Source organism: Roseomonas gilardii subsp. gilardii (genome assembly GCF_023078375.1).
Taxonomy (GTDB): Bacteria; Pseudomonadota; Alphaproteobacteria; order Acetobacterales; family Acetobacteraceae; genus Roseomonas; species Roseomonas gilardii.
Window position 1 is genome coordinate 1,142,248 of record NZ_CP095554.1, and the last position, 13,015, is coordinate 1,155,262.

Sequence of the window (13,015 nt, forward strand, 5' to 3'; positions counted from 1 at the left end):
CCCGCACCCGGCCCCCTACTTCGCCAGGCTCAGGTTCATCGCCCGCGTCTCCTCGTCGGCGCGCGGCGTATAGGCATAGCCCTTGCGCATCGCCCAGACGCTCTTCTGGATATGCAGCGGGATGATCGCGACATCCTCCATCGCCATCTTCATCGCCCGCTGCATCAGCCCTTCGCGCGCCTTGTCGTCCAGCGTGCCGAGCGCCTGCTGCACCAGCTTGTCGAATTCCGGGTTGGAATAGCGCCCGTAATTCGACAGCCCGCGCCCCAGCGCCGGATCGCGCGTGCCCAGCACCGCCTTCAGCGAGGAGGAGGGCTCGCCCGTGGAATTGCTCCATCCCAGCAGATAGGCCGAGGCATCGAAGCGGTTCAGCCGCCCGATCACCGTCGCCAGCGGCTGCGCCTCCACCCGCGTCTTCACCCCGACGCGCGTCCACATCTGCGCCACCGTCTGCTGGATCTGCGCGTCGTTGACATAGCGGTCGTTCGGCCCGCGCAGGATGATGCTGAAGCCGTTGGGATAGCCCGCCTGGGTCAGCAGCTCCTTCGCCCGGTCCGGCGCGAAGGCGGGGACGGGGATGGAGGGATCGTAGCCGAAGACGCCCGGCGGCATGAACTGGCCGGTGGCCAGCGCCGCCCCTTCCATGACGCGCGACACGATGGCCGGCCGGTTGATGGCGATGCTCAGCGCCTCCCGCACCCGGTGGTCGCGCAGCGGGTTCTTGTCCAGCTTCTCGCCATTCGGGCCGGTGATGTCGGGCGAGCCGTCCTGCCGCTCCACATCCAGCCCGAGGAAGATCAGCCGCGTGCTGGCGGCCTCGGCGATGGTGAGCCGCTCGTCCTTGCGCAGCCGCGCCGCATCGGCGGTGGGCACCGCGTCGATCAGCGCGACGTCGCCCGACAGCAGCGCCGCCACGCGCGCGCCGTCATTGGTGATGATGCGGTAATCCACCGTCTCCCAGGCCGGCTTGCTGCCGTAGTAGCCGTCGTTGCGCGCCAGCTTCACCCGGTTGTTCGGGTCATAGGAGACGAACTTGTACGGCCCGGTGCCGATCGCCGCCTTGCCGCTGTTGAAATCCGCCGTGCTGGAATTCGCCGCGACGGAGCGCGAGACGATGAAGATGTTCGCGAGATTCGCCGGCAGCAGGGGCGAGGGCTCCTTCGTCTTCAGCCGGATGGTCTGCGGGTCCACCACCTGCACATCGGTGATGTCGCGCGTATAGACGGAGAAGGAGCTGGGGCTCTGCACCGTCGGCACGCGTTCCAGCGAATAGGCCACGTCCTCGGCGGTGAAATCGGCGCCGTTGTGGAACTTCACCCCCGGCCGCAGCCTGAACTCCCAGGTGGTGTCGTCCACCAGCTTCCAGGATTCCGCGAGGTCCGGCACCAGCCGCGAATTCTCGTCGCGCTGCACCAGCCGGTTGAAGATGTGCGACGACAGCATGATGCTGGGCGTCAGCGTGTAGTAATGCGGGTCGATGCTGGCCGGCGGCGCGCTGACCGCGAGCGACAGCGGCTCGGCCCGGGCGGCGGGCGCCGCGAGCGTGCCGCAGAGCGGCAGGAACAGCGAGGCGAGCAGCGCCGCGCGGCGGGAAACTGTCTTGATCATCGGCCGTGTTCTTTCTGGTTTCGGTGCCGCCCGGCCCGCGCGGGGGCCGGACGACGGCTCCGGCAGCCCCGGCGGCATGGCGCGGCACGCCCCACCCGCCGGGAAAACGGGCCCGGCCGCCAGGGTGCCGCCGGGCCATGGAAGGCATCGCGCGGGCCGTCAGGCCGCCTTCGCCTCCTCGCTTGCCCAGCCCAGCTCATGCCGCACCAGGCTCGCCCAGTAGGCCGCCCCCAGGGCCAGCGCCTCGTCGTTGAAGTCGTAATGCGGCGTGTGGACGTTGTGGAAGCTGCCATCCGCGTTCACGCCATTGCCGATGCGGATGAAGGCTCCCGGCTTCTCGCGCAGCATGAAGGCGAAGTCCTCGCCCCCCGTGCTCATCGGGATCTCCCCGACCTTCGCGGCGCCCACCACCGCCCCGGCGGCGGCACGCGCCACCTCGGTCTTCTCCGTGTCGTTCACGGTGGGGATGCAGAGTGGCTGATAGTCCAGCTCCGCCGTCACGCCATAGGTTGCGGCCAGCCCCTCGGCCAGCTCGCGCAGGCGGCGGCGGATGGTCTCCTGCGTCTTCGGCTCGAAGTACCGCGCCGTGCCGCGCACCAGCACCCTGGACGGCATCACGTTCGGCGATTCCGCCGTGCCGCAATGCACATGCCCCACGCTCACCGCGGCGGGTTCCGTCGGCGCCAGCGCCCGCGCCGCGATGGTGTGCACGCCGAGCAGGAAATGCCCCAGCACCACCGTCGCATCCGTCGCCAGATGCGGCGCCGCGCCGCCATGCCCGCCCGTGCCGGTAAAGGTCACGCCCCAGAAATCCGCCCCCGCCAGGTTCGGCCCCGGGCGGATCGCGAACTGTCCGACCGGGATACCGGGGCTGTTGTGCATGCCATAGACGGCGTCGCAGGGGAAACGCTCGAACAGCCCGTCGCGGATCATGGCCGGCGCCCCCGTGCCGGCCTCCTCGGCAGGCTGGAAGATCAGGTGCACCGTCCCCGCGAAGTCGCGGTTCCCGCTCAGGTACTTCGCCGCGCCCAGCAGCATGGTGGTGTGCCCGTCATGGCCGCAGGCATGCATCTTCCCCGGCACGGTGGAGGCATGCGGCAGCCCGGTCTGCTCCTCCATGAACAGCGCATCCATGTCGGCGCGCAGCCCGATCGCCCTCTGCCCCGGACGGGTGCCGCGCAGCGTGCCCACGACGCCGGTGCCGCCCACGCCCTCCGTGACCTCGTCGATCCCCCATTCCCGCAGCTTCTCCGCCACCAGCGCGGCGGTGCGATGCTCCTCGAAACGGGTCTCGGGATGGGCATGGATGTCGCGGCGGATGGCGATCAGTTCATCCTCGAAGCGCTTGATCGCATCCAGGGGCGTTTCGGTCACGTCGTGTCCTCGTTGCGCGGACGCCGGCGCGGCAGCGCCGGGCGTCACGGGATTGTCTTGGAACGGCGCGGACCGTGACTCCACCGGCGCACCGGGTCAATCGAGGCCGGAGCATTTCCGGCTCATCCCGACGCCAACGCGAACGCCCCTGCCCGCCGGCGGGGCAGGTTCACCTGTCCGGACGGATGCCGGCCGGGCCTTCCGGCTCACCCCCCGGCGGGCCGCAGTGTCACCGTCCAGTGGAAGCGCCGCGCCCGCCCCGGCTCCAGCAGGATCACGCCGGGCTTGCCGGCGAGCTCCCCCTCCCAGCCGAGCGGGGTGGAATGGCCGGCCCAGGGCTCCAGGCAGAGGAACTCCGCCCCCGGCTTGGACCAGAGGCCGAAATCCTCGTAGCCCTCCCAGACCATCTCCAGCATCGCGCCGCCCGGGCCGTCATAGCGCAGCGCATGGGCGGGCAGCCGCGTCATCACCAGCGCGTCCTTGCGGAACAGCTCGTCTTCCAGCCGCAGCCGGCCCTGGCGCAGCGGCAGGGTCTCCGACCGGTCGAGCAGCCCGTTGGACAGCCGCCGCACCGGCAGGCTGTCGCGCAGCGTACCGGGCGGGGCCGCCGCGTCGGGCAGGAAGGTCACGCCATGCTCCTCCCGCGCCCCGCCGCGCGGCAGCGGCCAGGCGAAGGCCGGATGCGCGCCGACCGAGAAGGGCAGGGGCGCCTCGCCCGTATTGGCCACCGTCACCGTGCAGGCCAGCGCGGATTCGGCCACGGCGAAGGCGACATCCAGGGTGAAGGGAAAGGGATAGGCCGCGCGCGTTTCCGCATCGTCCGTCAGGCGCAGGGCGCAGGCCGTGTCGGTCAGGGCGAGCCATGTGAAGCGGCGGTCCCGGGCGAAGCCATGTTGCGTCATCCGATGGGCTTCGCCCGCATGGAGCAGCGTGTCGCCCGGCAGCCGGCCGACGATCGGGAACAGCACCGGCGCATGGCGCGGCCAGGCCGGGCCCGCCTGCCAGAGCCATTCCGCGCCGGAGGCATCGCGCAGGGACTGGAGTTCGGCACCATGAACCGAGATCGCCGCCCGCAGCGCTCCGCTGCCGATCTCGTGCCGCTCCAGCCTGTCCCGTTCCATCGCTTCGCCACTCCTCCGGTCCGGCTGAAAAGCCGTCCCCTCCTGCCGCGCGCCATCCCGATCCAGGAGCGCCCCATGACATTGCGGCCGGTTCGTCCTGGAAGGAGACCGGCCGGGTCCTTGTTATGCCGTGGCGCAATCCATCCGGCGCCCCCACCCGCCATCACATCTGCGTCCCACGCGCCCCGCCCGTCGTCCTGGGTGGGGTATCCGGCGGGGAATGGATCTTGCCGATGGCTCCGGAGCGGCGCAGATGGGCGCCACCGTGCTGCATCTCATCAAGCTTTCCGTCGGCCCCAAGGACGTGGCCGAGCTGCGCCAGATCCAGGCCCGCCGCCTCGCCGAGCAGCCGCCGCTGCGCCACTGGACCCGGATGATCCCGCGCCGGGGTGGGGAACTCCTGGACGGCGGCTCCATCTACTGGGTCGTGGCCGGCTTCGTGCGCGTCCGGCAGAGGCTGATCGGGCTGGAGGATGGACAGACCGCCGATGGCCGCGCCCAGGTCGGCCTCGTGCTCGACCCGGAACTGGTGCCGGTGGAAATGCGCCCGCAGAAGCCCTTCCAGGGCTGGCGCTACCTCCAGCCGGACGCCGCCCCGCCTGACCTGCCCGCGGATGGCCCGGTGGCGGAAGGGCTCGACTCCCTGCCACCCCGCCTGCGCCGCGAACTGCGGGAACTCGGGCTGATCTGAGGCAACTCTGCCGTTGCGCTGCGTGGCCGGCCCCGGGGGAGAGGCTCTGCCTCTCCGCCCGGACCCCCACTCCGCCCATGCCCATGATGGGGGACCGAAGCCGGTCCCCGGACCCCGGGCTTTCGTGGGCGTTGGTGGTGGCCGTCAGTCTGTCGATTGATCCCTGAGCGCAGGTGGATCGGCGGGGCTCCCGAAAAGAAGAAAAACATCCTGTCCGCGCTGGTGACACCGGCAGTCGCCGGAGAGCGATGCTCTCCGGCGTGATCGGGCTGCAGTCAGCACCAACGAATGGGAGGTCCAGGAACCTCAGGTTCCTGGCGGATCAGGGGGGCCGGGGGAAAGGCGGAGCCTTGTCCCCCGGGACAGAGCAACGCCCGACGTGAGGCCCGCCCCGCAAATCAGTCCGGCAGCACCGCCAGCAACTCCCGACCCTCGATCAGCCGCAGCCGGTCCTCCAGCACGTCTTCCCGTGCCAGGCCCAGGGCGACCAGACCGGCGCCGCGCTCCTCCGCCTCGCTGTCCAGCAGGATCTCCAGCACGCCGTCTTCCCCTGGCTCCTCCGGGGCGGGCAGGAGCAGCATGGCCTTCGCCTCCTCCCCCGGCGACAGGTCCAGCGTCGTGGCCACCTCCTCGCCGCCCCCGCGCCAGGCGCTGATCCGCAACCGGCAGGGCTCCGCCGGTGCCCGGACCTCCAGCAGCAGCCGCAGCGCCCCGCCATGCACCCCCTCTGGCACCCGGCAGCGCAGCCGCGCCAAACCCGGCAGGCTGGGCCGCGCCCCCGCCTCCGCGGGCAGCCAGCCCGGGCCGTTGGGCAGCACCTGCGCCAGCGCCTGTTCCAGCCTGGGCCGGCGGCTGGGCGGCGGCGCCAGCCGGACCCGCAGGCCCGGCGGCAGCCGGGGCGGCACAGCCGGCTGCGCGGCCCCGGCCAGGGCACGTGCCCGCGCCAGCATCTCCCGCGCCACCTCGCCCCAGGGCCGGCAGCCGCCACCCGGCGCGATCCGGGCCGCCGCCAGCTCCGGTCCGGCGATCAGCGCCAGCGCCTTCTCCACAAGGTCGGGCTCGGAATTCGGCGTGAAGAAGGTCGCGCCCGCCGCGCCGCTTTCCAGCAGCGCGGAGTGCCCCGGGACCAGCACCGGCCGCCCCAGCGCCAGCGCCTCGCTGACCGGCAGGCCCCAGCCCTCGCCATGGCTGGCACTGACCGCGAAGCGGCAATGCCGCGTCAGCGCGTACAGGGTGGCATCGTCCACCTCGGGCAGGATCACCACCCGGGCCGCCAGCTCCGGCGAGGCTTCGAGCAGCGCCATGGCCCCTTCCGAGCGCCAGCCCGGCCGGCCGACGCAGACCAGCAGGGGACAGGCACCCCCCAGCCGGCGCGCGAGTGTCAGCCAGGCCTGGAAGAGCAGCAGGTGGTTCTTCCGCCCCTCGATCGTGCCGGTGCAAAGGGCATAGGGCCGGGATTCGAGCTCCGGCGGCAGGCTGGCCTCGCGCGGCGGCGGGGGAGGGGCGCCGTTGAGCGGCACCACCGCCAGCGGCGGCCATTCCTGCCCCGGCAGGTACCGCGCGGCGAAGCGGCGCAGATCCGCCGCCGTCGCCTCGGAATTGCACAGGATGCCGTCGGCCAGCAGCGGCAGGGCCGAGAACCAGGCGGCATAGTCCGACACGGTGCGGGCCTCGCACCATTCCGGCAGGGCCAGGGGGATCGTGTCGTGCAGCAGCGGCACGTAGCGCGCCCCGGCCTCCCGCGCCGCCGCCAGCCGCGCCGCCTGTTCCGGCATGGCCCAGGCCGTGCCCGGACAGAGCAGCAGCGCGCCCGGCGCCAGGGCCAGGTCCGGCGCTGCCGCCAGCCAGTCATGGAGGATGCCGCTCGCCTCCTGCCAGGCGGCCTCGCGCGGATCGGCGCCCCCCTGGATCGCGAGGCGCCGCAGCCGCAGCAGCAGCGGCGCCGGCAGTTCGCGCCAGCCGCCCACCCCATTCCCGGCCGGGAGCATGGCGCAGGCCAGCACCGCGCCATCGTTCATTCCCCCGCCGGCGCAAAGGCTGGCGGCGATCTCGTACTGCACCCGCTGGATGCCGGAGGGGGCCCGCCGGCCACCCAGGACCCAGGAGACGAGGTCGGACAGATCCAGCCCCACGCCTGTCAGTCGGCGGGGCGGGGGCGGCCACGCCGGGCCAGCGCCAGCCATTCCCGCCAGGGGTCCTCGCCCTCCGGGTCCAGCGCCAGCGCCCTTCCATAGGCATCCAGCGCCTCCGGCAGCCGGTGCAGCAGCTTCAGCGCATGGCCCGATTGCAGGTGGATGTCGGGATCGGCCGCGTCCAGACTCCGCGCCCGCTCATAGAGCGCCAGCGCGGCCTCCGGGTCCCCGGCCTCCTTCACCATATGCCCCTGTTGCACGATGGCGGCGCGGTCATCCGGCCGCAGGCGCAGATAGTCGCCATAGAGCGTGGCGGCCGCCCGCCATTCGCGGGCATCGCGGGCGCGGTCGGCGTCTTCGAGCAGGGTTGCGGCCTGTGACATGCCAATGCCGCACCACGATGTTAATACTTCGTCAAGACATCCTTTGGTTGCGGCTGCGAAAAATCGCCCGCCACGCCACCTCCCCCAGGCTCTTCCCAGCGTCTAGCCTGTGTCCATGGCGCGCATCTACATCGACGGGTACAACCTTGGACTGGAGCATGGGACCGGCGTGGCCACCTATGCCCGCAACCTTTCCTTCCGCCTCGGCGCCATGGGGGCCGAAGTCGGTGTGCTCTACGGCACCCGGGCCAGCCCGGCGAAGGACCCGCTGATCCGCGAGATCGCCTTCTTCGACAACCGCGTCGGCAAGCCCAAGCCGATGAACCGCCTGCTGCGCACCGCGCGCCGCCTGCTCCTGCCGATGATCGGCCACAAGGCCCAGCCCGTGCCCATCACCGGCCGGGTGATCACCCGGCCCTTCGAGGCCCGGCTGCCGCATTTCGATCATCTCTGGAACGTGGAGGAACTCTTCAGCCTCTCCGCCAACCACTTCAAGATGCACAAGGATCGGCTCAAGGTCCGCCTACCCCGGCAGCCCGACGTGATGCACTGGACCTATCCGGTTCCGGTCCATGTGCGCGGCACCCGCAACATCTACACGCTGCACGACCTGGTGCCGTTGCGCCTGCCCTACACCACCCTCGACCACAAGCGCCGCTACCTGCGCCTGAACCGCCTCCTGGTGCAGCAGGCCGACCATATCGTCACGGTCAGCGAAGCCTCCCGCCGCGACATCATCGACCTGCTCGGCTGCCCGCCGGAGAAGGTGACCAACACCTACCAGTCGGTGGAACTGCCGCGTGCCCTGGCGCAGAAGCCGGAAGGCGAGGCGCGCGACGAGCTGATGGGCTCCTTCGGCCTGGACTGGAAGGAATACTTCCTCTTCTTCGGCGCCATCGAGCCCAAGAAGAATGTCGGCCGGCTGATCGAGGCCTACCTCGCATCCGGCGTCGAACGCCCCCTGGTCATCGTCGGCAAGCAGGCCTGGAAGAGCCAGGAGGAGCTGCGGATGCTCTACGAGGACCATCAGCGCTGGCTCCTGCCCGGCCAGCAGGAGCCCGTCACCAGCAGCCAGCGCCGGCTGCGCGACCGCATCATGCTGGTGGACTACGCCCCCTTCCGCCTCCTCGTCAGCCTGATCCGCGGCGCCCGCGGCGTGCTCTTCCCCTCGCTCTACGAGGGCTTCGGCCTGCCGGCGCTGGAGGCGATGAGCCTCGGCACGCCCGTCCTCACCTCCAACACCGCCTCCCTGCCGGAGGTGGTGGGCGACGCGGCGGTGACGGTCGATCCCTACGACATCCGCGCCCTCACCGAAGGCATCCGCGCCCTGGACACGCATGAATCCCTGCGCGGCCATCTCGCGGAAGTGGGGCCGCGCCGGGCTGCGCTCTTCTCCGCCACGGCCTATGAGAAGCGGCTGGCCGAGGTCTATGCCCGGGTGGGTATTCCCATGGAGGCCGGCACCGGCTGACCGCAGGGGCCGGCCACCGCAGGGGATGGAGTCACGGAACCCGCATGAACCAATCCGAGTATCCCGCTTCCTCCCGCCCCGCCCCAGCCCCGGCTTCGGCCCTGGCCTCAGCCCCCGCCGCCGATCTGCATCCCGATGGCCTGCCCATGCCCCGCCGCCTCTGGTCGGTCGTGGCCATCGCGCTGGCCATCACCATGGCCGTGCTGGACGGTGCCATCGCCAATGTCGCCCTGCCCACCCTGTCGGAGGAGCTCGGCGTCGCCCCCTCCGCCTCGATCTGGGTGGTCAACGCCTATCAGCTCGTCATCACCATCTCGCTGCTGCCGCTCGCCTCGCTGGGCGAGATCCTGGGCTACCGCCGCATCTATCTTTGCGGCCTCGCCGTCTTCACCGCCGCCTCCGCCGCCTGCGCCCTGTCCGACACGCTGACGACGCTGACGCTGTGGCGGGTCGTGCAGGGGCTCGGCGCCTCCGGCGTCATGGCCGTCAACGCCGCGCTGATCCGCTTCACCTATCCGCACAGCCAGCTTGGCCGCGGCATCGGCATCAACGCCCTGGTGGTCGCCGTCTCCTCCGCCATCGGCCCCACCGTCGCCAGCGCCATCCTGGCCGTCGCCAACTGGCCCTGGCTCTTCGCCGTCAACGTACCCATCGGCATCGTGGCGCTGGCCATCGGCTGGCGCAGCCTGCCGCACTCGCCCCTCTCGAAGCGCCGCTTCGACACGGCCAGCGCCCTGCTCTGCGCCATCACCTTCGGCCTGTTCATCATGGCCCTCGACGGCGTCGCCCATGGCGACGGGCTGGGCCTCTCCGGCCTCTTCCTCCTCGCCGCCATCGGCGCCGGGGTCGGGCTGGTGCTGCGCCAGCTTAGCATGACGGCGCCGCTGCTGCCGGTGGACCTGATGCGCATCCCCCTCTTCGCCCTCTCGGTCGGAACCTCCGTCTGCTCCTTCCTGGCGCAGATGCTGGCCTTCGCCAGCCTGCCCTTCCTGCTGCAGACACAGCTCGGCTTCACCGCTGTGCAGACCGGGCTGATGATGACGCCCTGGCCCCTCGCCACCGCCGTCCTGGCCCCCATCGCCGGCCGGCTGGCGGACCGGCACAATCCCGGCCTGCTCGGTGCCCTGGGCCTCGCCGCCTTCGCCGCGGGCCTCGCCGCCCTGGCGCTGCTGCCGGCCGACCCCTCCGCCGCCGACATCGCCTGGCGCATGGCCCTGGCCGGGGCGGGCTTCGGCCTGTTCCAGTCGCCCAACAACCGCGCCATGATCGGCTCCGCGCCGCGCGAGCGGGCCGGCGGCGCGGGCGGCATGCTCTCCACCGCGCGCCTGCTCGGCCAGACCATCGGCGCCGCCTGCGTGGCCCTGGTCCTGGCCCGCTTCGGCGACCACGGGCCGGTCGTCGCCCTGGGCCTCGGCGCCACCGCCGCCATCCTGGCCGCCATCGTCAGCAGCCTCCGCATGCTGCCCGGCACCGTCCGGCGCGGCTGACGAGGTGCCGGCGGCCGTCGCTCTGTCCCGGGGGAAAGGCGCTGCCTTTCCCCCGGACCCCCTATCCGCCAGGAACCTGAGGTTCCTGGACCTCCCATTCGTTGGTGCTCGCTGACGCAGGATCACGCCGGAGAGCCATGCTCTCCGGCGACTGTGGGTGCCATCAGCGCGGACACGGTGTCCTTTTTCTTTTCGGGAGCCCCGCTGACCCACCTGCTCTCAGGGATCAGGTGTCAGGGTGACGCCCACTACCAGCGCCCACGAAAGCCCGGGGTCCGGGGACCGGCTCCGGTCCCCGGCGGAGGGGGCCGGGGGAGGCGGCGCCTCCCCCGGGGTGGCCACCAGGAGCCACGCCCGGGAAGCGCGGCCCGGGCGCTAGGCCCTGATCTCCTGCACGGACTCGAAGCCCTCGAACTGCGGCGGGCCGAGATAGAGGGAGCGCGTGTTGGTCTGTCCGGCATCGCGATGCGCGGCACGGAACTGTTCCGAGCGGGTCCAGTTCTCGAAATCCTCCCGCGAGCGCCAGATCGTGTGCGAGGCGTAGAGGACATGCTCCTCCGTCGCCGGGCCGCGCAGCAGGTGAAACTCCACGAAGCCCGGCACCTCGCGCAGGCGGGAATCGCGGGACTTCCACACCTCCTCGAAAGCGGCCTCCGAGCCGGGCGCGACCTTGAAGCGGTTCATGGCGACGAACATGGGCGGCATCCTCTGGGCTTGCCCCGCCCTCCCGGCGGGAAGGCGGCTGGGCGGCGCGCAGGTTGCCCCGCCTGCCCCGGAAGCACAAACGCGGCGGTACGAGGGGGTATCCACAAAAGCGAAGGGCGCCGGCGGGGAGGAATTCCCGCCGGCGCCCCCTCTGTCGCCCCCATCGATGGGGGCTCCGCCTTACTCCACCCGCTCGCCATGAAGCACGATGTCGAGGCCCTCGCGCTCCTCCTCGGTGGTCACGCGCAGCCCGATCACCACGTCGATGATCTTGAGCAGGATCCAGGTCACGACCCCGGTGTAGATGAAGGTCGAGAGCACCGCGTAGAGCTGGATCATGAACTGCGCCATCGAGCCCGCGGTGCCGTCCGGCGCCGCCGGGGTGGCGGAGAGCGGGCCATAGGCGAAGAAGCCCGTCAGCAGCGCGCCGACGATGCCGCAGAGCCCGTGCACGCCGAAGGCATCGAGGCTGTCGTCATAGCCGCACCAGTGCTTGAGCGCGGTCGCGCCCCAGAAGCCGGTCAGCCCCGCGACCACGCCGATCACCAGCGCCGGCACCGGCAGCACGAAGCCCGCCGCCGGGGTGATGGCGACCAGCCCGGCCACCGCGCCGGAAATGGCGCCGAGCACGGAAGGCTTGCCCTTCACCGCCCATTCCACGAACAGCCAGGACAGCGTCGCGGCCGCCGCGGCGACCTGCGTCACCAGCATGGCCATGCCCGCGCGCCCGCCCGCGGCACCCGCCGAGCCCGCGTTGAAGCCGAACCAGCCCACCCAGAGCAGCGAGGCGCCGATCACCGCCAGGCCCAGGTTGAAGGGCGACATGTTATCGTGGCCGAGGCCCACGCGCTTGCCCAGCACCACGGCGCAGACGAGGCCCGCCACGCCCGCGTTGATGTGCACCACCGTGCCGCCCGCGAAGTCCAGCGCGCCGAGCGCGAAGATCCAGCCATTCGGGTGCCAGACCCAGTGCGCGATCGGGCAATAGACCACCAGCAGCCACAGGATGGTGAAGACCACCATCGCCGAGAACTTCATGCGGTCCGCATAGGCGCCGCTGATCAGCGCGGGCGTGATGATCGCGAAGGTCATCTGGAAGGTCAGGAAGACCGTCTCGGGAATGGTGAAGGCCACCGCCCCGTCGCCCGAGCCCAGGGTGAAGGGCGCGTTCCAGTTCTCCGCCACGCCGTTCAGCAGCAGCTTGGACAGGTCGCCCACATAGGCGTTGCCCTCACCGAAGGCGATCGAATACCCCACCACCATCCACACGATCGTGGCGAGCGCCGCGATCGAGAAGGACTGCATCATGGTGGCCAGCACGTTCTTCTTGCGCACCATGCCGGCATAGAACAGTGCCAGGCCCGGGATGGTCATCATCAGCACGAGCGCCGTGCTGGTGAGCATCCAGGCCGTGTCGCCGGTATCGGGCGTGGACGGCGCCGCCGGCACCGCCTCGGGCGCGGCCGGCGTGGTCTGTGCCAGCACGGGCAGCGCCAGCATCAGCACAGGCAGGGCCGCCAAGGCGCAGCCCGCCGCGCGGCGGGCCCGCGTCTTCATCAACTCGCTCATCATTCCCCCTCAGAGCGCGGCGTCGTCGGTCTCGCCGGTGCGAATCCGCATGACCCGTTCCACATCCAACACGAAAATCTTTCCGTCACCGATCTTGCCCGTGCGGGCCGTGGTGGCGATGGCCTCCACCACCGCGTCCACCATGTCGGTGGCGACGGCGACCTCGATCTTGAGCTTCGGCAGGAAGCTCACATGGTACTCGGCACCCCGGTAGATCTCGGTCTGGCCCTTCTGCCGGCCAAAACCCTTCACTTCCGTCACCGTCAGCCCCTGGATGCCCAGGGGCGTGAGCGCCTCCCGCACCTCATCCAGCTTGAAGGGCTTGATGATCGCCATGACCAGCTTCATTCGGCCGGAGCCCCCTTCGATCCTTCTCGGCACACGAGATGCGAAGCGCGTGCCACGCCGGGGAATGGGCAGTCTGCACGCATTCCGTGCGGCTGATGCTCCGGAAGGGCAGGAAAGCCCCGCCAC

Annotated in this window: 11 protein-coding genes; 3 read left to right on the plus strand and 8 right to left on the minus strand. The window is 71.1% G+C overall.

The features are described from left to right. Positions 1-15: 15 nt before the first annotated feature. From MVG78_RS05225 to MVG78_RS05235, 3 genes are all read right to left on the minus strand, one after another. The gene (locus tag MVG78_RS05225) at positions 16-1,608 is read right to left on the minus strand and encodes an ABC transporter substrate-binding protein (RefSeq protein ID WP_247558843.1); all 1,593 of its coding nucleotides are present in this window, start codon (positions 1,606-1,608) and stop codon (positions 16-18) included. 159 nt (positions 1,609-1,767) lie between these two features. After that, positions 1,768-2,982: an amidohydrolase gene (locus MVG78_RS05230; protein ID WP_247558845.1), complete on the minus strand. Its 1,215-nt coding sequence runs from the start codon at positions 2,980-2,982 to the stop codon at positions 1,768-1,770. A 206-nt stretch (positions 2,983-3,188) separates the two neighbouring features. Then, a complete protein-coding gene (locus tag MVG78_RS05235; protein ID WP_247558847.1) occupies positions 3,189-4,103 on the minus strand; it encodes an aldose 1-epimerase family protein in 915 nt (304 codons plus the stop codon). 220 nt (positions 4,104-4,323) lie between these two features. On the opposite strand from MVG78_RS05235, the gene MVG78_RS05240 reads away from it, so the two are divergent. Beyond that, complete coding sequence (locus MVG78_RS05240; protein WP_247558849.1) at positions 4,324-4,794, plus strand: DUF1489 family protein; 471 nt, start codon at positions 4,324-4,326, stop codon at positions 4,792-4,794. A 398-nt stretch (positions 4,795-5,192) separates the two neighbouring features. On the opposite strand, the gene MVG78_RS05245 is transcribed toward MVG78_RS05240, so the two are convergent. Together MVG78_RS05245 and MVG78_RS05250 are read right to left on the minus strand one after the other, a co-directional pair. After that, complete coding sequence (locus tag MVG78_RS05245; protein WP_247558851.1) at positions 5,193-6,926, minus strand: glycosyltransferase; 1,734 nt, start codon at positions 6,924-6,926, stop codon at positions 5,193-5,195. Positions 6,927-6,931: 5 nt separating this feature from the next. After that, positions 6,932-7,309, minus strand: a complete 378-nt coding sequence (locus tag MVG78_RS05250; protein ID WP_247558853.1) for a tetratricopeptide repeat protein — start codon at positions 7,307-7,309, stop codon at positions 6,932-6,934. Between the two features lie 115 nt (positions 7,310-7,424). Here MVG78_RS05250 and MVG78_RS05255 point away from each other — a divergent pair, with 115 nt between their 5' ends. Beyond that, positions 7,425-8,780, plus strand: a complete 1,356-nt coding sequence (locus MVG78_RS05255; protein WP_247558854.1) for a glycosyltransferase family 4 protein — start codon at positions 7,425-7,427, stop codon at positions 8,778-8,780. A gap of 44 nt (positions 8,781-8,824) precedes the next feature. Continuing rightward, positions 8,825-10,267, plus strand: a complete 1,443-nt coding sequence (locus MVG78_RS05260; RefSeq protein WP_247558856.1) for an MFS transporter — start codon at positions 8,825-8,827, stop codon at positions 10,265-10,267. Positions 10,268-10,642: 375 nt separating this feature from the next. Here the strand turns inward: MVG78_RS05260 and hmuQ are convergent, their stop codons facing one another. From hmuQ to MVG78_RS05275, 3 genes are all read right to left on the minus strand, one after another. After that, positions 10,643-10,963 (minus strand): heme-degrading protein HmuQ, encoded by a 321-nt coding sequence (gene hmuQ / locus MVG78_RS05265; RefSeq protein ID WP_247558858.1) that lies wholly within the window; start codon positions 10,961-10,963, stop codon positions 10,643-10,645. A gap of 189 nt (positions 10,964-11,152) precedes the next feature. Beyond that, positions 11,153-12,529: an ammonium transporter gene (locus MVG78_RS05270; protein ID WP_282615066.1), complete on the minus strand. Its 1,377-nt coding sequence runs from the start codon at positions 12,527-12,529 to the stop codon at positions 11,153-11,155. Positions 12,530-12,550: 21 nt separating this feature from the next. Then, entirely contained in the window at positions 12,551-12,889 is a 339-nt protein-coding gene (locus MVG78_RS05275) for a P-II family nitrogen regulator (RefSeq protein WP_145139878.1), read from the minus strand. Positions 12,890-13,015: the final 126 nt, after the last annotated feature.